The organism is Anaerospora hongkongensis (assembly GCF_004339805.1).
Classification (GTDB): Bacteria; Bacillota; Negativicutes; order Sporomusales; family DSM-15969; genus Anaerospora; species Anaerospora hongkongensis.
The window spans coordinates 32,483-58,154 of sequence record NZ_SLUI01000019.1; the positions used below are offsets into that span (position 1 = coordinate 32,483).

The window sequence follows — 25,672 nt, forward strand, 5'->3', positions numbered from 1 at the left end:
CTAGAAGGTAAATCGCGCTTCTAAGCCAAATAAGTTACGGTCTTTGTTGTCACGGGAAGCAGTAATACTGAAGCGACGGTTAAGATCATAGCGGAAGCCCATGCTTCGTTCATCATGATCAACGCCCATCGTATAACTGAGCATCAGCCTGTCGGTAATATACTTACCTACTTCCAGGTTATATACTTCCCGGTCAATGGAATGGTCTTTTTCATTGTCATCAACAGCAAGAGTCCCCCGGACAACGCGGAATTCATCAACACCAAAGGCTTTGCGGAAAGCCCCTTCCATCTCAGAAATAAAGCGCATCTGCAGCCCGGCGTCAAGCAGCCCGACGATTTCATCGCGCCCTAAGCCGCTGTCCCGGCCATCACTGCCGTTTTTATTATCAAAATAGTGGCTTCTCAGCGTCAAGAGAGATAAAATTTCCTGCTGGCTCATCTGCGGTTCGGCAGTCAATTTCATTTCCATTTCCTGCACCGGTCCGGAAATAGCCAGATTAATTGTCGTTTGCTCCAGCCGTGTTGAAGCGTTCAGGTGCAGGACTGGCATAAAGGAGCCTACCTGCGTAAAATCAGCAACAGCATCTTTAACCTTGAAGGAGGTGCGCAGATAGCTCACTGTTCCCCTAACGGCACTGAACCGTCCGGAGGTTGACGGACGCTGAGTCGTCCCGCCAAACTTCACCTTGCCTTCAGCGATGATGTCATACAAATAACTATTATACAACCGAACGCGTTTTCCCGCAACAACCTCGAGATCGAGCGCCACATTCAGATCAGTAGCTTCCATTTCCGGAATAAGCGGTATATCAATTGTCGCATTTTCAAACAGCAGGTTGCCGGCGATCAACGGACGCCCTCTTCTGCCGGTAGTCAATTGGAGTTTTCCTTGCAGAGGGCCTGTGAAATATTTATGTTCCACACCCAGGCGGTCAAGCATCAGAACAACATTATAATCTGCTAAATTCATTCCCTGCCAGCCGACTTGCCCGGAAAGATCGTAGGTTCCTCCCCCCATTGATCCTTTGAAGGTTTTAATATTCATTGTATCACCTTCAAACTGAATATCAACCGCCACTTTTTGGATGGGCTGACCGAGCGACTTAAACTTGATCGTGCCATCCTGAACTAAAAATTGTCCGGTAACCGTTGGCTCGAATAAAGTTCCGCCGATTTTCAGCTGTCCTTTTGTTTCTCCTGACGCCCAGGATACTTCATTGGTCACCATTGGCAAAATGCTTAAATTTGCTTTATCCAGTGTAACCGTAAGATCCATTTGATCAATTGCCGAAGCTTTAGCCCGGCCCGCTTTATTGAGAGCCGCAAGCGGCACCATTCCATAGGCACTGGCCTTATAAGGACCTTTTAACAACATGACCTGATTCACATGAATACTGCCTTTATTTACTGTGAACAGCCCATACAGTTCATCAAAACCGGCATTTGCCACTTTGCCATCATTGATTTGCAGTGATAGGGCGATCTGAGGATCCTTGGTTTGTCCGGTTACTTCCGCACTAAAGGTTAGCTTCCCGCTTGTCGGAACAGTCGAATCCAGCCACGCTGTCAACAGTCCGGCATCAATATCCCGGCCGCCTACTTCCAGGTTAACCGGGCCATTGAGATTAGCTGTGCCGCGGATTACCAGCACCCCGTTGCCCTGCTTGGCAAAGAAGGTATTAACGGTGACGATCTCGTCCTTCAACGCAATATCCATCTCAATCGTATCAAGCGGGTAATTTTTCACCTTACCTGCCAGCAAATTGCCTTGCACGGCAATATCCGGCTTGCTGAGCGTGCCGCCAATTTCAATGCGGCCATTTAATTTGCCGTCGATTTCTTTCACTGGTGAATTCAGCATGGTCAGCAAACTGCCTAACTGACCATTATCCACCGTCACGGTGCCATAAATCGTCTCATCTGCCAGTACCATTCCACCGGTAAAAGCAAAGGCAGCCTCATTTTGCTTAAAGCCGAAATGCGTAATATGAATCCGGTTTCCATCGGAATAGACTTTGCCGTTAATACCGGTAATAGCCTGTCCGTTCAAAACCAGTCGGTCTGCGGTAAGCTGCCCCTCGAATGCGGGCTCGGCAACTGCCCCCCCCAAATGACCTACAAAGCTGGCCTGTCCGGACATGGGATAACCAGCTGTATGACTCAGTTTCTCCAGTTGAATGTCTTTTGCTTCCACATCAAAATCCAACTGTTGACCGGCAGAGATTGTACCTGCCAGACGAACCTGAGTATTCAGCGATTGAAGCACAACATCTTCCAGTGTCGTAACACCCTGATGCCGCTGGTAGCGGCCTTCAATACTGGAAATAAGCTGTCCGCGGAAGCTGCCGTCATATAGTTTAAAATGGCCTTGCGCATTCCAGTCCGCAAGCGATCCAGTAAGCATGACTTCATTATCCACATTGCCTGTTAACTGTTCACCCGGTACGATCAAATTAATCAAGGTTTCCGCTCTGGCACCTTTCGTAACAATCGCCAGATTCAGCGGATTGCCGCCACTTAGCCCAATGGTGCCATTCACCGTGTGCACAGTGCTTTGGTTGACAGCCGTGACTTGCCGAATAGTCAGCAGATCTTTCGTCAGTTGCAGCGTACCGGCTGCCGATGCAAAAGGCTGTTGCAGCACTTGCCCGTCTCTGGCCTTAAAATCAACCGTCAGTACCGGATTGCTGAGACTGCCGCCGGCGGTTCCGGTAAAATCGACTACGCCGGATATATCCGCTGCTGCTTGGGCCCCAACAAGGCTAAGTGGAATGGATTGCCCCAGCAGGGTGAACTCTATTGCGTCCCCCTGCATTCTTCCCTGGGCAGTTACTTTGCCGCCGCCGGCAGTTATATTCAAATAATCGACGATTGCCACATCACCTGACCAGTTGAAGCTGGCGGCCGCCTCATCGATAACTAATTCATTCCAGCGTCCCTGCTTAACGGTAATCGTTCCGTTCATTGCCGGACGGGTAAAATCTTCACCTGCCAGTGCTACGTCAAAATCGGCACGTCCTGCCGCCTGAGCCGGAATTCCCGGCACCAGGGAGCCGTCAATATTGCTGCCTCTTACCCGCCCCTGGTACCGCTGGGTAGCAATATCCAGCTGTCCAGTAAGACTAACCGTGCCGCCAAGCGTTTTCCCGGCAGCCTGTTGTAAGGTGAGCAAACCATTAACTAAATGAACACTGCCTTGCGCCTCTTCGACGTCGATACCGGCAATTGTTCCTTGGGCCATAGCTACTTCACCCTGCACTTCAGGATTCGCTGCCAAACCGCGTACTGCAGCCTTAACGGCAACCTTCCCCTTAACCGGCAGCGACTCTTGAAGGGCTGCCGGTTCCAGTCCCGACGACTGCACAACAAGATCCAGTACCGGCTCAGACGTATCCAATGTTACCCGGCCATGAAGCTGAACCGGCTGCCCGTTAACGTCGGCAGAAGCCTGGTAAAGATATAGATTCTGGTGCGTAAAGGTTAAACGGGCCTCGCCATTTTGTACGGTAAAATCTTGAACGACAGCGGCTGCCTGATGAACCTCGAATTCCCCGGCATAGGTCAGTACGCCTTGATCCTGGCGAATGGTTGCCGTTATGTTTTCAAGCTGTCCACTATGAATAACAAGCGAATAATCCGCCGGCACCAGCGGTTTAAGTGCAGCTAAATCGAGCCGGCTGGTTTTGAACTGAGCAAACAGATCGTCCTTATTTTTTATCGATCCTTCGGCTGAAAGTGTTTCTCCCAGATACTTACCGGTAACAGAAAAAGCAATAGCCGGTTTATGTACAAAACTGACCGTTCCTTCTGCGTCGGTAATTTGATACGTTACACCGTCATTGACAAGCTGCACCTGGCCGCCCGTCCATTTTACCAAGCCAGCAAAAGACATTTCCTGATTGGTTTGATTTTTCAACAGTTGTTCCACGTTCCAGAGCCCATTGCTCTGGCGGGAAAGAAATAGGCTGGGATTAGCCAGCTCGACTTCTTTGACTGCGGACAGTGCCACCTGGCCTTGCAGTGCAGCCCACAAGTCAAACTGGACTGTCAGTTTTTCTGTTGAAGCAACGACCTGGCTCTGGCTGTCCTGAAGAACGACATCATACAGCACAGCTGAGCGAAAAGAAGTAATTTCCAGGCGGTCAAACGTTATTTGTCCGTTCAGCGTCTTATTTATTTCATCAGTGATTGCATTCTGTGCCCTGCCAAGAACCGTTTCGCTTTGGCTGGTCCAGTAAGCAGCGCCGATAGTCACCATGATTGCAAGCAGCAGCAGCCAAGCCTTATAACGCATGTTCCGCCTCCTACACAAAGATATTGTAATAGATTCGACGCTGGACAGCGATGTCCTTGTCCCTTATTTTGGAAACTCGCTCTGCTACTTTTAGTTACTATTTTGTCCGGTAAAACTTGGCTTATACGGAATTTCCTGGGTTTTAACAAGCAAAATTCAAAACCAATTCCAATAAAAAAACAGCCGGACTTCTCCGGCTGCCTCCTTATTTTACAGGTATTCCCATAGCCTTATCCAGTTTTGCTTTGCTGGTATTATAGTCATAAAGAGCTTGAATATGATTTGTTTTAGCTTGCGTAAGCGCCAGCTGAGCATCAATTACATCCAGATTGGTACCAACACCGGCACTGTAGCGGACCTGAGCAATCTTAAAGTCCTCTTCTGCTTTATCGACCGCCACTTTACTTGTCTCAATACGCTTCTCAGCTTCCTTCATGTTGAGGTAAGCCTGGCGCACTTCAAGCTGCACACTGTCACGGGACTGGCGGGCTTGTTCTTCGGACTTACTTAGCCCTGCATCGGCCTGTTTTATTTTCGATTTTGCCAAGCCAGAGTCAAATAGTTTATAACTGGCCGTAATACTTGCTCCCCAATTGTCATTGTCTGTTCCTGGCATATCAGTATCATTCCAGTCGGTATAGCCATTCAAAGCAATTGTTGGTTTTTTGTCGGCACCGGCAATTTTAATCTGCTGCTTAGCCACTGCCACACCGGCATCAGCCTGGGCAATCTCAGGGCGGTTAGTCAGCGCATAATTAATACTGCCGTCCAGTGTTACATTATACGCCACATACGTAAGTGCAGCCTGTTTGGGATTGATCTGGCTGTCAAGCGGCAACCCGATAACATTGTTTAGACTTGCAATCGCCAGTTCAAGCGTATTGCGGGCACTGATTAATTTTTGCTCGGCATCAGCCAATTCCACTTCCGAACGCAGTACGTCCGATTTGGCTACTGTACCCACGGCATATTGAGCTTGGACATTTTTTAAATGTGCTGCCAGGCCGTCAACCGACTCCTGCGCTACTTTGACTAAGTTAGCTGATTGCAAAATGCTGAAATAACCGGTAGTAGCATCCAGCTTGATTTGCTGTTTAGCTTTCTCTATACCGTGATCAGCTGATTTTAAGCCTAATTTAGCAGACTCGATTGAGCCCTCCGCTTTTCCGCCGGTGTAGAGCGGCAGAGTAAGTGCTATTTTGTTGTCATAGTTTTCTTTATTTCCGGTTGCTTTAGTAACGTCAGAATCAGTATAGCTACCGGTGAAGTTATAGTTTATCGTTGGTTTTTTAGCAGTTTTCGCTTCATTTACTGCCCAGCTGGCCTCTTCCCGTTCCGATTGAGATATTTTTATCGCCGAATTATTCTGCAATGCCAAATTTACGGCCTCATCCAATGTGAGCTCAACCGGAGCAGCCCACGCAGCTGCTGTGCTAAGTATCAGAACGCCGCCAGCTAATGCTGCTGTTAGGCGCTTCTTCCAATGTCTCTGTCTGATCATGTAACTATTCCTCCTACAAAATGACTAATTAGTCAGCAGTCTATTTCCATTATATGTCCAATCATTTTTCAGTGTCAATCAAAAAGTATGCCGAATCCCCACATAGCTTCCCGACTCTCCTGCACTGTCAGGTTTTGTGCGCTGACCGACCAAATAGACATCCGGCGCCAGTTGAAACTCAGATCGCAGCTTGTAGCGAACATCGTTGGGATCATACACATCAACCGACAACTTCAACGGACCATCCGTGTTAGCATCAAAGCCAATCCCGGCTTTGCCTTCCATAATTCCGGCCCGGCTGGCAAAAGAACCATTCTTCTTGCCCATCTGCAAATTGAGCTTCTCGTTTTCGCCAATATGGGTTACCCCAACCACAGCAAACTCTTTTGGTGACGTACTGATCTTCACGGCGGCATTGCTCTGGTAATTGCCGCTATCCGTATTATAAAGCAATTCAGCATTGACTTCCGTTTCAATATTGCTTACCGAATTGAGCATTTTGTTGGCCTTTTCCGATGCTTCCCGGGCATTTTTTAACGTATCCTTAATATTGCGGCTGCTTTCCGGGTCAGTCACGACACCTTCCAAGGCAGCAGCCATTTTTTCAACACGGCTGCTGGTTGTTTTCAAATTGCTGATCATTTCCCGCACATCGGCAGCAGTCTGGCCATTATTATCAAGATTGGTCAGCATGTTGTCCACTCTGCCGGCGACGTCACGCAGCGACTCAGACATAGCTGCCAGATTTGTAATCATTGTATGAGTATCCTGTTCATTTGACTCTGCCATCCGGGCCAGCGAGGCACTTAAGCGGTTCAAGTTGGCCGTAATCTCCCGCGAATTGAGCATTGTTTCTTTGAGAGCGGTCTTTACTTTTTCGTCCCCAATTACCTCGTTCAGCGACTGAACGAGCTTTTGTATATCCGCTAATACCTTGTCAGCATTCGAAATGAGTGTGTCAAGGCCCTGTGGCTCTTCTCCCCGCACCAGCGTATTAGGCTCAAGGAAACCGGAACTCTTAGCCGGCGGTGTAATATTAATAAACTTTTCCCCTAACAGTCCGTCTGTGCCAATAGTAAAATGGGATCCCTCCGGAATTTTTGTATCAGGATTAATGAGCAGCAGAACCTTAACTCCCTCAGGAATAACGTGCACTTGCTGCACCCTGCCCACATCCACCCCGGCATAACGGACAACATTGCCTTCTTTTAAACCGCCTACCTGGCTGAAAACTGCCTGAACAGGATATCCTTTGTCTCCAAAACTAAAACCGCCAATATGCACCACCATAAAGCCCAGCAGCAGGAGGGCAATTAGCGTTACCGCGCCGACTTTTGCTTCTGTTGTTACATTCATGCTTTTTGCCTCCTTTTAGCCGGTAAACCCGGCGATTTCCAGCCATGAATAAATTGCTGCACTTTCGGATTAGCTGACCGCTTAAATTCTTCCGGTGTTCCCATTTCAATGATCTGTCCGTCATAAATCATGGCCAGCCGGTCTGCCACGGTAAAAGCCGAGTTCATATCATGCGTGACCACAACAGAGGTTACGCCGAGCATTCGCTTTGTACTGCTGATCAGTCGGTCAATGGCGCTGGATTTTACCGGATCAAGTCCGGCAGTCGGTTCATCATACAAGACTATTTTGGGATTGAGGGCAATAGCCCGGGCCAGACTGACTCTTTTTTTCATGCCCCCTGACAGTTCATTCGGCATAACGTTCTCCTGCCCCCATAGCCCTACCATGCGCAATTTGCGCTTTACTACCGAAGCAATCTCTTCTTCTGACATATCGGTATGCTGTCTTAGCCCAAAAGCCACGTTTTCGCCTACCGTCATGGAGTCAAAAAGCGCCGAATATTGAAAAACCATGCCCATATGGCGCCGCAGTTCATTTAACTCGTCTTCTGACATAGCAGTGACTTGCTGGTCATTAATCCAGACCTGACCGCTGGTAGGACGCAGCAAGCCAATAATCAGGCGCAGCAGGGTACTCTTACCGGAACCGCTTGGCCCAATAATAACCATTGTCTCTTTTTCGGCAATTTCCAGATTCACATTGTTCAAGACCTGCTTGCCGCCAAAGTTCATATGAATATTAACTAGTTTAATCATGCTCCACCTCTTCAGCAGCTTCCTTCAGCGATATAGCAGCAAGGACAGGAAATAGTTGCTGATAAATATCAGAATAATGGAAGTTACAACCGAGCCGGTTGTCGCTTTTCCCACACCTTCAGCTCCTGCAGCCGTTGTCAGGCCTTTATAACAGCCGATAATGGCAATAATCGCACCAAAAAACATGGATTTCACCATACCGCCTGTAATGTCATTAATAACCGTAAATACTTTAATCGACTGTAAATAAGTAAACGATCCGATACCGGCATAAAGGGTGGCCACCAGATAACCGCCGATCGTACCGATTAAATCGGCAAAGACAACCAATACCGGCATCATGACTGCACAGGCGACCAGGCGTGGTACCACCAGATACGCAACCGGATTGGTAGCCATAACGCGCAGCGCATCAATCTGTTCCGTTACTTTCATCGAACCGATTTCGGCAGTAATCGCCGCACCTACACGCCCGGCAACCACTACCCCGGTAAGAACCGGGGCCAGCTCCCGGCCTATGGCAATTGCCACAACGCCGCCTACCGAGGATTGAGCACCATATTTGATAAATTCCTGAGCGCTTTGCAGCGTCATGACCATACCGGTAAACAGCATTGTCAGCATTACGATAGGCAGCGAGTCTACTCCCAGGTGAGACATCTGCTGCAGACAGTGCCGGACGTTCAGACTCCGCAAATGTACAAGCGTCTCAATGAACAGCATGACTATGCGGCCCATTCTTTCCAGCTGCACCAGGACAATATGCCCCAATTGTTCCAGCAATGTTACAACCATTTCGCTCCCCCTATTCCTTCAGCACACAGCAGCAATACATTAATATTTCATTTACTTGGTTTTATTCCATACTTTACGGACAATTCCCTGCTAAAGCGGCTTTTTTCACAGCTGGTGGATTTTCCCCTCGGAAAAGACAATTAAGAGCCCGTGCCTCGTATACTGTTTAGCGGAATCAAGAAAATACACGGCTTCTCCTTTTGTCATCGCCACAAAAGGAGCAAAAAGGCTAGGCCTATCTTCCAATTGCCTTGGAAAATTGTTAGCTTTCTAAAATCCGTGAACTCGCTGCGCTCAAACAAACGGATTTCTTAACGTAAGCTAACAATTTTCCATCCTGCGGACCGGCAATTTCCAGAAGGGCCGGCAGGAACGTAATAACCAGGGTATTGCACGATCGGTTTCATACGTTCCTTGTTTTTGTATCCACTGACCCTTACAGAAATTGCCGTCCCGCAGGGTGGAAGCAGGCCTTTCTTGCGTAAGGAAATTCCGACTGCTTGAGCGCAACGAGTTTCGGAATTTTAGCAAGAGAGGCCTGCTTCCAAGGTAATTTCTGTACAGGTCTTGATTTTTTGGTCCTTTTTGTATCAAGACAAAAGGACAGAACCGGGCTTTTTCCTCGTCACACAAAAACCTACACCTATAACTAGAGAGCCCCTTCCGTAGAAGAGGCTCTCTAACTGTTTATTTCTTTTCATCAGTTACAATTTGCAGCATAATCTGGGTATCGTTCTCAATGATATAATCGGTTGTCGTAAAATACTTGTTTTTATTGTCATTCCCTTTTTTCGTAAGCTGCGAAAGCTGGGGTTCCAATTCAACCGACGGTTTCTTTATTTTTCCGGCCTGCGGCATCATGCCGCCTTCAGCAAGACCTTCAAAGTTCATATCCATCGTTTCCACAACCAGATCATTATTGCGATCCCGGTTCGTTAATTCTGCAACCGTTTCGGCAAAAGACTGTTGTTTCTTCGTGAGCTTAATCAATTCGCTATCCATTCCCTGGCCTTTTAAGATATACAGCAGCGGAACCATGCCACCACCGCGAACTTCCAGAGTTAATGGACCGGCAGGCTGATTTTTCGGAACAACGAAATTGACCACTCGCGTAATTGGGTCACCCCGGAAGGGTTTCAGCGTAACAGTAATCGGTACAGTATCACCGGGGCGGGCAGCAGCAACCGCCGCTCTTGCCTCGGTAATCGCAGCAGTTTTGCGCTCACTGTCAATTCCGATATTCACCTTTACATCAATAATATCAACCGGATTATACTGGTTGCTTAAAATCGTAGTAAGCGCCTCATGGAGCTCCGCTATAGCCAGCTCCCCGATATTACCGGCGGTATAAAACATGTTTTCCCGTTTTAGCGATTGTACCGGTGCCTGATTGCCGGAAATTTCAAAGCTTACCCGGGCTGTCCCTGCACCTACCCGGTCAAGGGTCTTGTCAATAACACTAAAAACGGTACTGGCCGCAAGCACAGGTGTCAACTGTTCATCCTGCACAATTTGCACAGCAGCATCACGGCTATTGCCTGTGCTGTTATCATGGACCATAATCCGCATTGGCACAATAACCGGATAACGGCCGGTAACGCCGGCTACACCAGCCCCGCGGTCCTGATTAATCAGCCCCACCATTTGTCCAGTCGTACCAACTTTAAAGGAATTTTCCAAACCACTAACGGTGGTATAAATATTAGCATTGGTCATAAAAAGGTTTGTATTACCCTTTTTCATGAACGGATGCCCAAAAGCCAGAACTTTATCCCCTTCTACATAGGTTACTGTTCCCAAAGCTCCCAGACTGATATCACCGCGCACCAGCTCAACGCCCACCGCACTGCCGGGCTGCAGGGGCTCAGGAGCACTGTCCTCGGAAGCTGCACCTACTGCATAGGGCACAAAATTAAGCGATTTAAGCTTTTCCTTCAGCATATTCATGGCCTGTTCACTAAAGCCTGCTGCCATCAGCGGCGTTGCAATCGGCTGCAGTTCATCCGCTACCTGCTGGGCAAAAGGAACATTGGAAGCCGCGGATAAATCCCATATCTTCATCATATCCTGGATGGGAGTTACCATACCGACTTTGTGATCGGTAAGCGACCAGCCATAGGCGACGGCGCCGACCAGCTTGCCGTCAATATAAACCGGGCTGCCGCTCATGCCTTGCGCAATGCCGCCCGTCTTATCAATCAAATCGCCGGAGACGCGAACCAGAATCAAATCGCCGGACGGCCCCTTATCCTTCATAATTCCCAGAACTTCCACACCAAATTCTTCAATGGTATTGCCTGTTACTACTGTTTTAGCAATACCACGCATACCCGTTTTCACCTGGTCTACCGGCATAATATCGGCAGCAAAAACACCCGCCGCCGGAAATAAAAACAATAGCGCCAGTATCCCTGTGAACAACCGGCGCCAATTAAGTACAAACGACAATCCACTCATCCTCTCTATTTCTGGCTCGATTCAATTCGAACAACCAAATCCCCTTGACGGATGATATCTCCAGGCTTTACCAGAACTTCCTTAACAACTCCATCGGTTGTGGCACGTGCCGCGGGGATTGGCCCCGTAAGAGTGCCGACAACAACAAGCACAGTTCCCTCCTGCACAGCTGCTCCCGGACTAACAACACTCAGTACATGTCCCGACAATACACTGCGATGATCAATCAGGCGGCCGGAGGCCATAACCCAGGCTGTAACAGTTAGAACTAAAACAAGCGACAATAGTACAATATTTTTTTTACTGGGAAGCATACTATCACCTCCATGCTATACCTTTATTATAACTCTTTTGCCCTAATTAGCAAGCTTAGTGGGAACGACAGCAAGGGCATTGCCGACTTTGCGCTCCCGCCCATCAGAAGGTATATTGACAATTTTGTCATTAATCACCATCTCACTTGAGCCGCCGCCATCGAGGTTCATCGCATCAACAGCGCCCAGCTCCTGCATAAACAGCGCCAGTTCCAGCAGAGTCATACCAACACTGCCTGTTTGCCGGCCATCAACGACTACCAAAAGTACATGTCCTTGTTTGGTAATCCCTATGGCGGTACGGGGAGCACGCCCTCCCGCTACATCGGAACCAAACTCTTCAATCTTGGTTGTAAGAAAGACACTGCTGTTTTGAACCAGCCGCGGACCAGCACCTATTGCCTGTACCGCTTTGTCCCAGCTTTCTTCCCCCAGTGCATGGCTAACTTTGACAGGATCTCCCGGCTTCAATGCCGCAAGAGCCTTCATCGCCTTGCCATGAGCAGACAATACCACCGTATTGGCCGACAGCGGAGTATTCGCTCCACTTACAGCCATAACGCTGTTATCATTTATTATGTATTCGACACCAAAGTTGTTTGTCCCTGTCGAGTCGCTATAAAATCCATTATATACTATTAATTCATCTTCGCCCCGTTCCCGGTTGATGCCATTGACCGGCACCTTGCTGCCATCAGGTAACTGTACATAGCCATGATAAGCTACCTGATCCATCAGCAGCGAACGATCAGGCAATATGCCGAGCGCGGTGCGCGCCAGCTCAGGGGTACTGACAATCGTACCGTTTACCTTCATTAGGCCAATAATTTCACCGGACAGGCTGAAATAGGAGCCATTAACAGCCGCCACCGCTTTGGCACTGCGGGCCATTGCACTGACAGAATCCAGGCCTTTAATCTGACCATTGGATAATACAGGCTGCAGGGTAAAGCCAGCCTGGGGATCAACCTCCAGAATATGAGCGCTCACCGGAGCGGCCGAGCGAAATGCCCGCCAGGAGGTATACGAAACTCCCGGTGCAACTTCACTTTGAATTTTTTCTTCCACAAATTTTGTGACATCAATGACCAAGCGATTCGGATTAGTTAGCGTAAATACCTTGTGAAGAACAGCCTGCTTCAATTCAACAATAGCCTGAAGATTGCCGTTATCTCCCTGGACCATTCGAATGTTGCCTACCAGCGAATTGTTGACAGCAATCTGTGGCAGTCCGGTTTTATTAGCCGTTGCAGGCAAATCAATAATCAGCCGAAGTGGATTTTCGGCGACCTTCACCTTATAAGCAGAAAAGGCGGTCATATCCAGCACAATCCTCGTTTGTTCAGCAGCCTGGCTAAAACGGACTTTGAGTACTGCCGGTGCGCCTGCAGCCTGCGGTGCAGGTGCGGCAAAGGCAAAATACGGTACAAGTAATAAAGCAATCAAGAAAAAACTGATACAACGGAACGCACGCATGAGAAAACCTCCTCGGAAATGATGAACAAAAGCCAGACACTCGTTCGGTGCCTGGCTTTTCATTTTTTAAAATGCAGATTAAGACTCCTTAACGCATCACATTTGTAAACCGTAACTAGCCGTGCACCCCGCAGGGGAGCTTTATACATTCAATCGCCAGAGGCCCCGGTCCTTTCGTCTCCTTGCCGACGAGCTCAGGCCGTCGAGAAGGCTCCAGCTGCTAGGCGCCGGAGGATTCGCGACCGGAGGCGTACATGTGCGTACGGTGAGGATCGTGAATCCTCCGGTAACAACGCAGATGGTGCCTTATCGGCGGCCGTTCTGGTTCTGAGACAATTGGCGGTAAATCATGTCAGCGATCCCAATCCCCCCCGCCTGAGCCATATTCTTACTCAATTCTCCGTCAAGCATGGACTGGAAAATATCTGTTTTTGAATTATCGCCCATCAGCGTAACCTTCGGCACAGTCGATCGCATTTGCGTTAACATGTAGTTTAAGAAAACCGATTCCATTTCTTTGCAGGTAGCCCTGAGTTTCTGGTCATCTTTATCAGCAGGAAGCTGCTTTGTCGCTGATTCCAGTTTAGCGGCAAAATCAGTATTTGCAGCTTTAGCAGCAATGGCATTAACTGCGGTTGCTCCACTGCCTAATCCATTTATTTGCATATCAATCACCTGTTTTTTGAGATGAGCAGCTGACTTAGATCAGCTGCAGTTCGGCATGCAAGGCACCGGCGGCCTTCATCGCCTGTAAGATGGAAATAATATCACGGGGGGTAGCTCCAACGGCATTTAATGCGTTGACGACATCACCTACTTGGGAAGAAGCCGGCAGGACGATTAAGCTGCCTTTCTGCTCGTCTACCGTAATATTCTTATTTTCGGTGACCACGGTCGAGCCGTACGAAAAAGGTGGCGGCTGCGATACCTCTTTACTGCTGGTTATGGTAACTGTGAGACTGCCTTGAGCGACTGCGACCTCATCAATGGTGACATTCGAACCCAAAACTACCGTCCCCGTGCGCTCATTAATCACGATTTTGGCTATCGAGTCAGGTGTGATGGCAAGCTCTTCCAGTGAAGCTACAAAGCCAACTACATTATTGGTATAAGCTCCCGGCACATTCACAACTACCGTACCGGGGTCACGGGCGTAAGCTCCTGACCCAAAGCGATAATTGAGCGCATCGGCTATCCGGCTGGCTGTTGTGAAATCCGGCTGATTAAGCGCCAGCATGACCGTATTGCCGTCGCTGAACTGAGTGGGTACCTCCCGTTCAACAATCGCGCCACCTGGAATACTGCCGGCAGTCGGAAAATTCTTTTGACGGCTGCTGCCGCCTGAGCCAAGGGAAAATCCGCCTACCGATAATGGCCCCTGCCCTACGGCATATACCGCGCCATTAGCCGCTTGCAGCGGTGTCTGCAGCAGCGTTCCGCCTTGCAGGCTTTTAGCATCCCCCATTGAGGAGACGGTAATATCAATTGTATCGCCTGGTTTGACAAATGGCGGCAGCTGAGCAGTAACCATTACCGCAGCAACGTTTTTCAATTGCATTTGGGGCGAGTTGACGGTCATCCCAAATGCCTTCAGCATATTGGAAAGCGCCTGATTGGTAAATACCATTTTATTCGTATCGCCGCTGCCTGCAAGGCCAACTACCAGACCGTAGCCTATCAGTTGGTTATTGCGCACACCCTGTACCTTGGCAACATCTTTAATGCGCGACGTAGCCGCAATCGGACCGGCAAAAGCAGTTACCGACATACTAAGGAACAGCGTGCAGGCAAGCAGGAAAGTTAAACTCTTTTTCATATATCCTCCGCTCTAACTTTGGAGTAATCAGTAGCCGTTTTAAAACAGGAAATTGAAAATCTGCGTCAAAACCCCTTGCCGCTGTTTACCGGCAATTGGACCTTTGCCATCAATCCGGATTTGGGCATCTGCCACATAGCTGGAAAGAATGGTATTGTCTGCAGTCAGATCTTCCGGGCGGATAACACCGGTAACGGTAATTTTCTGTTCTTCACCGTTTTGATTGATATTTTGCGTTCCGGTAATTACCATATTGCCGTTGGGCCTGATTTCCGTTACTGTCGTAGTTATTTTCGCACTTACCCTATTCGTATTGGAAAGCGAGCCATTGGCTTTGAAGCTGTCGGACTGACCGGCACTGGCTTCGCCAATAAATTTAAAGATCCCCACACCGGCGTTCATCTCAGTGTTGGAGGATTTCGTATTGCTCGCATTGCCGCTGCGGGAAGCGCTGGAGGTTTCATTAATAATAATGGTAACAACATCGCCAACCGCACGGGCTTTATGATCCATAAACAAACTGGAAGCAGAAGCGGTATCACTCCATAGCGACTGGGCTGCCACAGGATTAGCGGTAATTAACAGTACCAGTCCTAAACCCAACACGAGACACCCCAGCCTGGTTATCAGGTTTTGCATGAGGGTCACCTTCACTTTCCACTATATGTCCCCACCAGCACAGTAGCATTGTCAATTACCCTGGCGGTGATGATACGACGAGAGTTTGTATTTTGTACCCGGATAAGCTGATCTTTAACGCCATCCTGCAGCGCCTGACCGCTGGCCGTCACTTCAATATCGCCCACGCGGGCAACAACAGTAACAGTAGTTCCCCGGGCGATCAAGACCGGCTTTTCCAGCAGTTGTCCGGTTATGACCGTTCCCTGCATAATGAGGCGCCGGCTCTGTAAGCCAATAGCCTCATTACTGTCCGTTATGTACCCTGCAGCCAGCCGTCCGGTGTCCGCTCTCTCCAGCCGTATATCGTCGGCGGTGAGAACTTCCCGCCCGCTTATCGCGCGGGCAGCAACAACTACTTGCTGATACAGCTTCACGGTAAGCCGTACCGGTATGGAGGTATACCGCTGGCCATCGACAGAGATGGTTATATAGGCGGTCGTAAATCCTGTAAAGCGGACCCCTGCCGGTATCTCGGCAGCAACCTGTAACGTCCCCAGCGGCACAAGCACATCAGCCGGTACTGCCGCCGGCGTAACCGTTAGTTCGCCGGCAATGCCCGTCAGTTTGCTGTACACTGCCTGCGTAGCAGCATCAGTGAGATGCTGGCCGCTGACAACCTGTGACTCAGTCACTATCGTAACACTTGGTGATGTTTGCCAGACAACATCGCTAAAATCGGCACCTGTTGCCGCCAGACGCGTCCCCAATAGTTCCCTGGTTAATACAGTACTGCTGCCGGGAGACGGAGCATAGCCAAGCCGTAATCCGGCTAATTGCTCGATACGGTCCGCCCCTTCACCGGTTATCGCTGCAATCTCGCCCAAAGTAATATACGGGCCTTTGACTGCAGCTTTGTCCTGTACGGCAATTGTAAGGGGACCGGCAAAAGCAGGGACGGCGAAACACAAAGTAAAAAGAAACGCCAGCCACAGCTTTTTCATACAGTCACCTGTCTATCGTTTCAGATTGGCAGCCTGTCCAAGCATTTCATCGGCTGTCGTAATTGCTTTGGAGTTCGTTTCATAAGCCCGCTGGGCAACGATCATGTTGACCATTTCATCGACTACCTGAACATTAGACATTTCCAGGTACTTTTGCGCGAGCGTTCCTGCACCGTCAGCCCCCGGATTCGTCACCATGGGAACGCCTGAAGCTTCCGTTTCTTTCAGCAGGTTGCGCCCAATGCTTTCCAAACCTGAGGGATTAATAAACCGGGCCAGCGTAATTTCCCCTAAATCCTGCTGTCCTGCGGTAGTAGTAGCTGTTACCCGGCCTTCAGAAGAGACCGTAAAATCAGTAGCCTCCTGAGGAATGGTAATCTGTGGTTCCAGCAAAAAGCCATCGGAAGTACACATACGGCCCTGGGAATCTTTTTTAAACGCACCGTCACGGGTATACGCAATTGTGCCGTCAGGCATTGTGATTTGGAAGAAGCCATCTCCTTCGATCGCCACATCAAGCGAATTGCCTGTTGCCTGAAAGTTACCCTGCGTATAGATTTTCTGAGTGGCTACCTGGCGAACACCATGGCCCATTTGCAGTCCTGTGGGAATTTGCGTATCCTGACCGGATGCAGCGCCGGCCTGGCGGATTGTTTGATACATTAAGTCCTGAAAATCAAGGCGGGTCTTTTTAAAACCGGTCGTATTCACGTTTGCCAGGTTATTGGAAATATTGTCGATATTGCCTTGCTGAGCAACCATTCCAGTGCCAGCAGTCCATAATGCACGCATCATACAGTTTGTTTCCCCCTCTTTATCTGGGTCTGCCTCTGTCGGTCAGCAGTCCCCGGGCTTCTATAAAAGTCCAGCCCTCTACACTACTATTATCGTAAGAACAGCTGCAAAAGTTAAGTAAAAAATGAAAAACAGGATCATAGTCCCGGTTATTATGTATAGTTAAGCCATTCCTAATGCGCACCCCGTCAGGGGAGCTTATCACACCAAAATGCCAGGAAGCTAAAGATGAGATTGCCACGTCGCTGCGCTCCTCGCAATGACAGAAGCTGGTTCCCATTAGCCTAACTTAGCTGTGCACCCCCGCAGGGGAGCTATTCATCACCTACGGCGGTAAGCCACATCGCTGCGCTCCTCGCAATGACAAATGAGCCAGCACGCCTTGTCTCTCCTAACGGGCGCTACCTGTGCACCCCGCAGGGGAGTTTATCACTACCTACGGCGATAAGCCCGTCCCCTCTTCGTCCTCATGCCGATAAGCTCAGGCCGCCGAGAAGGTTCCAGATGCTAGGCGCCGGGGGCTTCGCGACCGGAGGCGTACATGAGCGTACGGTGAGGATCGCGGAGCCCCCGGCAACAACGCAGATGGTTCCTTATCGGCGGCCGCCTCTTCTAAGTGCGGCCTACTTCGTTCACAGCCTTATCCAACAACTGATCATGTGCCTGTACTGTTTTGGCATTTACCTCATACGCCCGGTATCCGGTAATGAGGTTGACCATTTCGGCAACCACATTGACATTGGATTGTTCCAGCATCCCCTGTTCAACCCGGCTGGCAGACGGTGCCGCCTGAGCACCATTGGCATTATACAGGCTGTCGCCTTCTTTTAGCAGCTGTTTCTCATTGGCAAATTCCACGATACTCAGCTGACCGGCTTCGACTCCGTCGAGCATTACCCGGCCATCCGGCGAAACAGTAAGATTGCCCGTCCCATTACCGACGGTGATCGGACCGGCTGTTCCCATGACCGGATAACCTTCCTGGGTAACAATCCGTCCTTGCGCATTTTTCGTAAAGGTTCCGTTTTTGGTATACCGCACACCGGCCGGAGTCTCTACGGCAAAGTACCCGCTGCCGTCAATCGCCAGATCAAGCGCATTGCCTGTCGTGCGCATCATGCCTGTTGAATGGATAGTGGCAATCTCATCAACCATGGCACCTACTCCCAGCGAACCGATTGACGGTGCATCAGGGCCATCATTGATCCGGTAAATCAGCATGCTGGCAAAATCTTTAGTAACAGCCACGTCTTTTTTATAGCCCGCTGTGTTTACATTAGCCAGGTTGTTGGCAATCGTATCGGTACGGATTGATTCGGCCAGCATTCCAGATGCCGCCGTATAGATACCTCTGATCATATGTAACCCCTCTTCAGCGAATTTTGCAAAACTTAGCCGGCGATTGTGCCTTTTTTCAGGGTAGTCAGTGAATCCTGCAGCATTTCCATGGCGTCAAGAGCTTTGCCTGTGCCAAGAGCAACGCAGGACAGCGGATCTTCAGCCAAATAAGTGGGAATGCCTGTTTCCTGATTGATTAACCGGTCCAGACCATGGATCAGCGATCCGCCGCCTGTCATGACTATCCCCCGGTCAACGATATCCGCCGCGAGTTCCGGCGGTGTTTTTTCCAATACTGCTTTCACACAGTCTACAATGAGTGAAATCGGTTCAGCCAGCGCTTCGCGGGTTTCCGCGGAAGTTATGCGCACTGTTTTGGGAAGGCCTGACACCAGATCCCGTCCGCGGATTTCCATGGTTTCATTGCGTCCGGTAGGAAAGGCAGTGCCTACGGTTATTTTAATTTCTTCCGCCGTCCGTTCACCAATCAAAACATTATGTTCTTTTTTAACATACCGGACAAGTGCTTCATCGAATTTATCGCCGCCGATACGCAGTGATTCGCTGACAACAATGCCGCCCAGGCTTAACACAGCTACATCAGTCGTCCCTCCGCCGATATCCACCACCATAGAACCACAGGCCTCGGAAATAACCAAGCCTGCGCCCAAGGCAGCTGCCAGAGGTTCCTCAATCAGGAACGTTTTTCTCGCCCCTGCCTGCATGGCCGCTTCCAGTACCGCTCTTTTTTCAACAGTAGTCACGCCTGAAGGAATACAAATCATAATGCGGGGTTTAAAAAAGAAATTCTTCCCTGCTACTTTTTGAATGAAATGACGCAGCATACTCTCGGTGGTATCATAGTCTGCAATGACACCCTCCCGTAAAGGACGAATGGCAATAATGTTGCCGGGAGTCCGCCCTAACATGCGGCGCGCTTCTTCACCAATAGCCAGAATGCGATTACTATCCCGGTCAATAGCAACAACGGAAGGTTCCCGCAGGACAATTCCCTTTCCTTTTATGTATACTAAAACATTCGCGGTTCCTAAGTCGACACCGATATCCATCGAACCAAACATGTTGAATCCCCTTTCAAAACACATTGGCTTGTCCTATTAGCCTTCAGAAAAAACAGCCCTATATGATGCAAGAAAGCCATCGTTTTCAAAGCAGCATAAAGAAGGCTATAGAGCCAATTATAACTAATTGTAAATTCTACATGCTTGGAAAAAGTCCTTTATTCTTCTTCATTTTCTTTTGTATCTTTGTACTTTTTGCGAGTAGCTTCACCACCGCGAATATGCCTTTCCGCCTTGTTTAATTCCAATACGTGGCGCACCCTTTGTGCCAGTCTTTTGTTAATGGTGGGAAGTCGTTCAATCATATCTTTGTGTACGGTACTTTTGCTGACACCGAATACGGTAGCTGCCTGTCTGACGGTATGTTTGCTTTCCAGGATATGGTTGCAAATGTCCAATACCCGCTTGCGGATATAGTCTTTCATTCTTCCCCGTTCCCCCTCGCCCTTTTTGTCTTGCTACCATGTATATGCGGACAAAAACAAAAGATGCGTGCCTTTTTAAGCATAACTGATTAAAACCCAAGCTGGAGCAATCTGCTTTTACCCGGCTATTTACGCGGCTTGGGGAGGAAAACAGGAAATAAAAAATGCGTACAAGCTGTACGCATTTTCCGGTAATTTTTTATTATTTTAAAAATTCTTGCGGGTGAATATATTCACCTTGCTTTTTTACAGCAAAGTGGAGATGTGTGAAAGGCTCACCGGTACATTCGCCTACAACACCGATCACATCACCGCTATGGACGGTCTGCCCCGCCTTCACAGCAGCCGACGAGAGCGAGCCGTAATAAAGCGTATAGCCGCTGCTTTCTATAACCAGCATCAAGCCTAACTGATTATCGGTTAAAACATCTACGACCCGGCCTCCGGCAGCTGACCGCACGGGCTGACCCGGTGTACCGGCAATATCAATACCCGTATGAAAACGCCAGTCCTGATAAACGGCATGATGCTGCCAGCCAAAATCAGCTGCCAATGTCCCTGTCAGCGGCTGGCGATGCTGCTCCTGGTTACTGACTGCTGCTGACGGTATCGATTGTTCAACTGCTTGTCCTCCTGCAGCCAGAGGTGCGGCCTCTTTCGCCGCCGGCACCGGTAACTGTGCCGGTACCGACGGAATAAGCGGAGTTGATGCCGGAGTTTGTTCCATTTTCATCAGCTGCTCGGCAGGCTGATTTTTTTCAGCAAGTGGCGGTAATGGTCTGATATTCTGGCTGAGCGAAGAAACGACAAGAAATGTAAGTCCTGCCGATAATAGCAATAATCCTGCAGCTGCATAAACGGGCTTTCTGATTCTTTTGACTTCATGCAGCCGGTGGCCGAACTGATAAAGGAAGTTTACCAGTCCCGGTTTTAAGCCTGCAGGTCCGAAAGACTTACGCCGGAAAAAGGTTCGCATTGTAGTAAGCTTGGGAAAACGGGTCAGATTATCAAAGGGCCCTGGTCTGCCAGGCATAAACATCACCTCACACCTAGCATGCCCAAAAATTACCATATTTAAACAATGAGTGACGTTCCGGCTCTTTCTTACGTGCCATGAACATTCTTAAGCGCTACCCCTGTATAGTAATAAGTTAATATCTGCCGGAAATCACGGCCTTCCTTAGCCATTCCGTTAGCTCCGTATTGGCATAAGCCTACTCCGTGTCCATAGCCTGTCGTTTTAAAGATCATTTTCTCGCCCTTTACATCAATAGAAAAGTCAGTAGACCGCAATTCCAGCTTTTCCCGCAGCTCTGCCCCGGTGAACGTTTTATTGCCAACACGCACTTTGGCAACACGGCCGGATGCAGTATGGTCAATGATTTGTGCTATGGGGTTGCTGCCGTTCTGAACAGCAGCCATCACACCGGCATCAGCCCCCAGCCGGCCCTCCAGTTCACTCAGTGCCAATTCTTTTGTCTCCTGATACCGGGGTGATTTTTGATCCCATTGACACGCCACACTTTGTAAATAAGGGTAATCAAAGCCCCATACTTCACTGGCGCTGGCTGTCTGGCCACCACTGGTAGAATGGAAAACCGCATTAATCGGTTCGCCACCGAATGTCAGTATCAGCCCGCTTGTACCTTCAACAGCTTGACTGATCTTCTTCCAATAGTCGTCTGCTTTAAAGGGTCCCCAACGCTGTTTGGCCTGTGCTTCACTGATCCAGGCCTGACTTTCGCGATGATCAGTACTCACGTCGGCTCCCGGATGACTCGCCAAACCAGGTCCACCAAAAAAGACCATATTTTTTACTGCGTACGTCCGTGCTGCAACCGCCTGCGCTTTTAACGCTTCCAAGTCAAACTCGGCAGGCATCTCGGCAGCAAGCACCCCTTTTACGTAATCTTCCAAACTCATTTCAAATATTTGTTTTGTTTCATGCATATAAACCTTTATTGGTATGTCTTCTCCTTTATATGCCGTTCCATTGCGCATCTCTTTCCCGGTTCCTGAAGGTCCCAGGCTGCGCACCACCACTGTGGGAATGACAATAACAACCAGTATTACAAGCATTATGGAAAGTACCGTTACCTGCCTCACGCCTGCCCCTCCTTTATAATTGGTACATGTGTATGCAGGCAACAGCTTGTCTTATACCATTAAAATTGGACATCTCCTGTGTTCACGAAACCGTCCTCCTTGGCACAAAATAAAAACAGGAACAACACTGTGTTCCTGTTCGCTTACATTATAATAATTTCTGTTTACTTAACCCGGATAATATTTGCTCCCAGCCCTTGCAGTTTGGCAACAAGATTATCATAACCGCGATCAATATGGTGGAGGTAGCCCACTTCGGTTTGGCCATCGGCAACAAGTCCGGCAAGTACTAAGGCAGCTCCTGCTCTTAAATCGGTGGCTTTCACCGGACATCCCAGCAGACGGCATGAGCCTTCGACAACAGCACTGCGGCCCTCAATTTTAATATTGGCGCCCATTCGTTTTAGCTCGTCCACATGCATGAAACGATTTTCAAATACCGTCTCGGTTACCACACTGGTCCCCCGTGCAACGGTGGTTAAAGCCATAAATTGGGCCTGCATATCGGTAGGAAAACCAGGATAGGGCAATGTTTTAATGTCTACAGAACGTAAGACCCCCGTACCGGTCACCCGGACACCATCGACATCTTCTTCAATTTTGACACCGGCTTCCTTCAGCTTGGCTACTACCGGTTTTAAGTGCTCGGTCAGTGCGTTTTCAATATAAACATCGCCGTCGGTCATTGCCGCCGCCACCATATAAGTTCCGGCTTCAATACGGTCCGGAATAACAGTATGCGTACAGCCGCGTAATTCATCCGTGCCCTCAATGCGGATCACATTCGTTCCGGCACCGCGAATCCGGGCACCCATTGCATTAAGGAAGTTCGCCAAATCGACAATCTCCGGCTCCTCGGCAGGGTTTTCCAAGATGGTCTGTCCCTTTGCCATGGAAGCGGCCATCAGAATATTCTCGGTCGCTCCGACACTGGGGAAATCGAGGTAAATTCTTGCTCCCGTGAGCCCATGAGGAGCCCGGGCCTCTACATAGCCATGCCCCAGTTCAATTTCGGCGCCTAGAGCTTCAAACCCCTTTAAATGCAGGTCAATCGGCCTGGTGCCAATCGCACATCCGCCAGGCAGGGAGATTTTAGCTCTTCCCCGCCGTGCCAGAAGCGGTCCCATCACCAGAAAAGAGGCTCTCATTTTACGGACCAGCTCATACGGCGCTTCGCAGCTGGTTATATTGGTGCTATCAATCACCAGGGCATCTTCATCATGCGATACCGATACGCCTAAATGCTCAATTACTTCCGAAATGGTGCGTACATCCTCCAGATTAGGAGCCTCCAGCAGCCTGCTCGGCGTCGTTCCCAGGAGCGACGCTGCAATAATCGGCAGCACGGCATTTTTTGCACCGCTGACTTTTACAGTACCTGTCAGCTTTTTTCCCCCAGTAATAATTAATTTTTCCAAAGACGGTTCCTCCCAAAGAATAGCTGCAATTCCCTTAACAGCCTAAACTTAGCTTACTAGTATCAGTATTCCTGCGTAATAACCGGCGAGCCAATTAGAATATAAGTGCGATTGTCTGTTAGACTGTAGCGTACCGCCATGTTCACATTCATTTCTTTCCCATTGATCTCAAGCTTTTCTGCCAACAGCGGCGAATAACCGCTCATGCTGAGATAATGAGAATCGCTGACCGTATCTTGCACAGAAGCATGAATCGCGGAAAAAGCATTATTAAGCCGGATATGGTATTGTCCATCCTCTAGTCTACCATCAATCCAGCCTACCAGGCAAGTGGATATACGCGGAGAACCGTTATTCGCAGTAATAAAAGTCCTTATTTTTTCCTCCCAGCCCTGATGAATCTGTTCAGCAGCCGCTTCAATATTAACGACCAGATACACTTCAGGCTGCTTATTGTGCTGAGATGGATATAAAATTTGGGCAATTACAGCTCCACGAAACTGCTCTCGCTTAACATCGGCCCTGAGCAGCTTATGACGGTCTGAAGAACTGCTGCTGAAGGTAACTTCTTCGGGAGAAATGTTCAACTGACTCATTCCTGCCTGAACCAGTGCCATCATTTGTTCATCTGTTCCGTCTGTCCACGGCAGAATAGCCCAGCCGTGCAGCGTAATCTGTGCTGTTTTGGCCCCGGTTGCCTCCATCGCAGCCATCAGCGGCTCTATTGTCATTGTAGTAACGGCTGGGCTGTAGCTTCTTCCGGCCAGTAATACCGCCATCATAATCAGCGGCAGAAAAAATAAAGCATATTTAGTAGTACGCATTTCCTCACCCTCAACTTACAAAATATATACAATCTCATTGTTGCCAGTTTTCGGATCAGTTATGCGAAAAGCAATAGAAAGATACTGCCTCAAAATGTATTGGGGCAGCTTTTTTTGTGAAAACGGTTCTAACGTATTAGATGGAAAATAAAATGGTAATAGTGTAGAGCCATGATAGAAAGTGTCGTTTTTTAAAACTATATTGTCTTTTAAGGAGGTAAAGTGCGAACGATAATTGTTACCGGCGGAGCCGGATTTATTGGCAGTAATTTTGTCCGTTTCCTGTTAAAACAGCGCGTGGATCTGCAAATTGTCATTTTAGATAAGCTTACCTATGCCGGTAATCTGACTTCTCTTGCCTGCGTGGCAACGAATTCCCGGTGCACATTTGTCCACGGCGATATATGCAACACAGAGCTACTTTTAACATTGCTTACCGGCTATCAGCCCGCCGCAGTTGTCCACTTTGCTGCAGAGTCTCACGTGGACCGCTCCATTGATGCTCCGGCAGAGTTCATCCGCACCAACATTACCGGCACCTTTACCCTGCTGGAAGCCGTCCGCCATTACCTGGCGGATAGACCGGAAAAGGAAAAAAGCGAATTCCGGTTCCTTCATGTGTCAACAGATGAGGTCTACGGCTCCTTAGGCCCAGCCGGTTACTTTACGGAAGAAACCTCCTATGCACCAAACTCTCCCTATTCGGCCTCTAAAGCCTCTTCCGATCATCTCGTGAGAGCCTACCACCACACCTACGGATTACCGGTATTACTGACAAACTGCTCGAATAACTACGGACCATACCAGTTTCCCGAAAAGCTAATCCCCTTAATGCTGCGCAATGCTTTGAAAGGTGCCCCCCTCCCCGTATACGGTACGGGGCAGAATGTGCGGGACTGGTTATATGTAGAAGACCATTGTAGAGCCATCTTAACGGTGCTGGAAAAAGGAAGAGCGGGCGAAAAGTACAATATCGGCGGTCATAATGAGAAAACCAATTTAGAGATTGTCCATACGCTGTGCGGTATTTTAGATAACAAGAGCCCCCGAGCGGACGGTAAAGCCTATTGCGAGCAGATCGTGTTTGTAAAAGATCGTCCCGGCCATGACCTGCGCTATGCAATTGATGCTTCCAAAATACAAAAAGAGCTGGGTTGGGTACCTGCAGAAACATTTGAAACAGGTATTGTCAAAACAGTGGACTGGTATTTAGCCAATCAGGATTGGTGCAGGCAGATTGAAGATGGCAGCTATCAGCAGGCAAGGCTGACCATGCTAAAAAACTGAAATTGC

The 25,672-nt window shown here is 49.0% G+C and carries 21 protein-coding genes; 1 reads left to right on the forward strand and 20 read right to left on the reverse strand.

Annotated features, from left to right (window positions below; all coding sequences use genetic code 11):
* The 20 genes from EV210_RS20430 to EV210_RS20525 form a co-directional block, all read right to left on the reverse strand.
* Complete coding sequence (locus EV210_RS20430; protein WP_132083213.1) at positions 1-4,296, reverse strand: translocation/assembly module TamB domain-containing protein; 4,296 nt, start codon at positions 4,294-4,296, stop codon at positions 1-3.
* 205 nt (positions 4,297-4,501) lie between these two features.
* Complete coding sequence (locus EV210_RS20435) at positions 4,502-5,797, reverse strand: TolC family protein (protein WP_132083214.1); 1,296 nt, start codon at positions 5,795-5,797, stop codon at positions 4,502-4,504.
* Between the two features lie 78 nt (positions 5,798-5,875).
* Complete coding sequence (locus tag EV210_RS20440) at positions 5,876-7,153, reverse strand: MlaD family protein (RefSeq protein WP_132083215.1); 1,278 nt, start codon at positions 7,151-7,153, stop codon at positions 5,876-5,878.
* Positions 7,150-7,911: an ABC transporter ATP-binding protein gene (locus EV210_RS20445; protein WP_132083216.1), complete on the reverse strand. Its 762-nt coding sequence runs from the start codon at positions 7,909-7,911 to the stop codon at positions 7,150-7,152. Before EV210_RS20445 ends, EV210_RS20440 begins: the two co-directional genes overlap by 4 nt.
* 24 nt (positions 7,912-7,935) lie before the next feature.
* Positions 7,936-8,706, reverse strand: coding sequence for an MlaE family ABC transporter permease (locus EV210_RS20450; RefSeq protein WP_132083217.1), 771 nt, complete (start codon positions 8,704-8,706; stop codon positions 7,936-7,938).
* A gap of 687 nt (positions 8,707-9,393) precedes the next feature.
* The gene (locus EV210_RS20455; protein ID WP_243650654.1) at positions 9,394-11,154 is read right to left on the reverse strand and encodes a SpoIVB peptidase S55 domain-containing protein; all 1,761 of its coding nucleotides are present in this window, start codon (positions 11,152-11,154) and stop codon (positions 9,394-9,396) included.
* A 14-nt stretch (positions 11,155-11,168) separates the two neighbouring features.
* On the reverse strand, positions 11,169-11,477 hold the full coding sequence (locus EV210_RS20460; protein ID WP_132083219.1) for a biotin/lipoyl-containing protein: 309 nt from the start codon (positions 11,475-11,477) through the stop codon (positions 11,169-11,171).
* A gap of 42 nt (positions 11,478-11,519) precedes the next feature.
* Positions 11,520-12,953 (reverse strand): phosphodiester glycosidase family protein, encoded by a 1,434-nt coding sequence (locus tag EV210_RS20465; protein WP_132083220.1) that lies wholly within the window; start codon positions 12,951-12,953, stop codon positions 11,520-11,522.
* Positions 12,954-13,259: 306 nt separating this feature from the next.
* Entirely contained in the window at positions 13,260-13,619 is a 360-nt protein-coding gene (locus tag EV210_RS20470; RefSeq protein ID WP_132083221.1) for a rod-binding protein, read from the reverse strand.
* Between the two features lie 34 nt (positions 13,620-13,653).
* Positions 13,654-14,769: a flagellar basal body P-ring protein FlgI gene (locus EV210_RS20475; protein WP_132083222.1), complete on the reverse strand. Its 1,116-nt coding sequence runs from the start codon at positions 14,767-14,769 to the stop codon at positions 13,654-13,656.
* Between the two features lie 39 nt (positions 14,770-14,808).
* Entirely contained in the window at positions 14,809-15,408 is a 600-nt protein-coding gene (locus tag EV210_RS20480; protein ID WP_132083223.1) for a flagellar basal body L-ring protein FlgH, read from the reverse strand.
* Positions 15,409-15,419: 11 nt separating this feature from the next.
* Complete coding sequence (gene flgA / locus EV210_RS20485) at positions 15,420-16,391, reverse strand: flagellar basal body P-ring formation chaperone FlgA (RefSeq protein ID WP_132083224.1); 972 nt, start codon at positions 16,389-16,391, stop codon at positions 15,420-15,422.
* Positions 16,392-16,403: 12 nt separating this feature from the next.
* Positions 16,404-17,186 carry a flagellar basal-body rod protein FlgG gene (gene flgG / locus EV210_RS20490; RefSeq protein WP_132083225.1) on the reverse strand — a complete coding sequence of 261 codons (783 nt, stop codon included), beginning with the start codon at positions 17,184-17,186 and terminating at the stop codon, positions 16,404-16,406.
* Between the two features lie 612 nt (positions 17,187-17,798).
* Positions 17,799-18,545, reverse strand: a complete 747-nt coding sequence (gene flgF, locus EV210_RS20495) for a flagellar basal-body rod protein FlgF (RefSeq protein WP_132083226.1) — start codon at positions 18,543-18,545, stop codon at positions 17,799-17,801.
* 32 nt (positions 18,546-18,577) lie between these two features.
* A complete protein-coding gene (gene mreB, locus EV210_RS20500; RefSeq protein ID WP_132083227.1) occupies positions 18,578-19,606 on the reverse strand; it encodes a rod shape-determining protein in 1,029 nt (342 codons plus the stop codon).
* A 158-nt stretch (positions 19,607-19,764) separates the two neighbouring features.
* The gene (gene spoIIID, locus EV210_RS20505; protein WP_132083228.1) at positions 19,765-20,031 is read right to left on the reverse strand and encodes a sporulation transcriptional regulator SpoIIID; all 267 of its coding nucleotides are present in this window, start codon (positions 20,029-20,031) and stop codon (positions 19,765-19,767) included.
* Between the two features lie 202 nt (positions 20,032-20,233).
* The gene (locus tag EV210_RS20510) at positions 20,234-21,064 is read right to left on the reverse strand and encodes a M23 family metallopeptidase (protein WP_165898984.1); all 831 of its coding nucleotides are present in this window, start codon (positions 21,062-21,064) and stop codon (positions 20,234-20,236) included.
* 71 nt (positions 21,065-21,135) lie between these two features.
* The gene (spoIID, locus tag EV210_RS20515; RefSeq protein WP_132083230.1) at positions 21,136-22,137 is read right to left on the reverse strand and encodes a stage II sporulation protein D; all 1,002 of its coding nucleotides are present in this window, start codon (positions 22,135-22,137) and stop codon (positions 21,136-21,138) included.
* Positions 22,138-22,301: 164 nt separating this feature from the next.
* Complete coding sequence (murA, locus tag EV210_RS20520) at positions 22,302-23,555, reverse strand: UDP-N-acetylglucosamine 1-carboxyvinyltransferase (protein ID WP_132083231.1); 1,254 nt, start codon at positions 23,553-23,555, stop codon at positions 22,302-22,304.
* Between the two features lie 62 nt (positions 23,556-23,617).
* Positions 23,618-24,379: a YwmB family TATA-box binding protein gene (locus tag EV210_RS20525; protein ID WP_132083232.1), complete on the reverse strand. Its 762-nt coding sequence runs from the start codon at positions 24,377-24,379 to the stop codon at positions 23,618-23,620.
* 222 nt (positions 24,380-24,601) lie between these two features.
* Between EV210_RS20525 and rfbB the strand changes: the two genes are divergently transcribed.
* Positions 24,602-25,666, forward strand: a complete 1,065-nt coding sequence (rfbB, locus tag EV210_RS20530) for a dTDP-glucose 4,6-dehydratase (RefSeq protein WP_132083233.1) — start codon at positions 24,602-24,604, stop codon at positions 25,664-25,666.
* Positions 25,667-25,672 lie beyond the last annotated feature (6 nt).